This window comes from Vibrio sp. 1401 (assembly GCF_033340295.1).
The window spans coordinates 1-788 of sequence record NZ_JAWOWF010000264.1 but is presented as its reverse complement, the minus strand read 5'-3'; the positions used below and the strand labels follow the sequence as shown (position 1 = coordinate 788).

Below are 788 nucleotides of genomic sequence, written 5' to 3'. Positions count from 1 at the left end.
GTCCGGCCGAAAGAGTTTGCTACGTGGTCATCGTGTTTGGATCATGTACGCGCAACCTTATCAAGTCACTTTACAAGAGCAGCAGCAAGAGTTGGCGCAGTTAGAGATGGCTCGCTCAGCGCTAGATTCGCTGTCCGAGTTGATCTGCTTACAAGATTGTCAAGGTAACTTATTGACGACGAATCGTGCCTTTGACCAGTTTTGGGAGGGGCGACGAGAAGAAGCCATCACTGCAACGGCGAGCCGAGTCGCTACCCGTAAAAGTGAACGCAAATGGACGACGGACACGCAAGGTCGCAGCTGCTTGCTTGAAGTGAATTTAAGCTCGTTAGTATCGCCAAGTGGTGAGCTACTCGGAACGTTGTCTATTAGTCACGATGTGACGGAATGGCATAAGATTCAGCAGAACTTACGTGATGAAATGGAACGTCGTAAAGACACTGAAGTCGCTTTGGCTCAGCGTGACACCATTCTTCAAACAATCTTAGATGCAAGCCCTGACTCTATCGGTATTTTTAATGAGAACATGGTGTACCAAGCGTGCAATAAGCCATTTGTAAACGCTTTAGGTATATCGGAAGTTTCTGATTTGATTGGTAAACGTCTTCAAGATGTCATTCCCGTTGAAATGTACACGCGGTTGGAAACGAGCGACCTCCACGCTCTACGACAAGCGGAACCGGTAAGGTACATCGATAAGGTCGTGAGTAGTGATGGCCATATAACGTGGTTTGATGTGGTGAAATCGCCGTTTAAAGACAAGGCATCGGGTACGAATGGCGTTCTTA

1 protein-coding gene is annotated in these 788 nt (G+C 47.6%); it reads left to right on the top strand.

The genetic code is table 11. The features are described 5' to 3' along the window. Positions 1-788, top strand: a 788-nt coding sequence (locus tag R7Z77_RS25000; protein WP_318136998.1) for a PAS domain S-box protein, incomplete at both ends; no start/stop codon positions are given.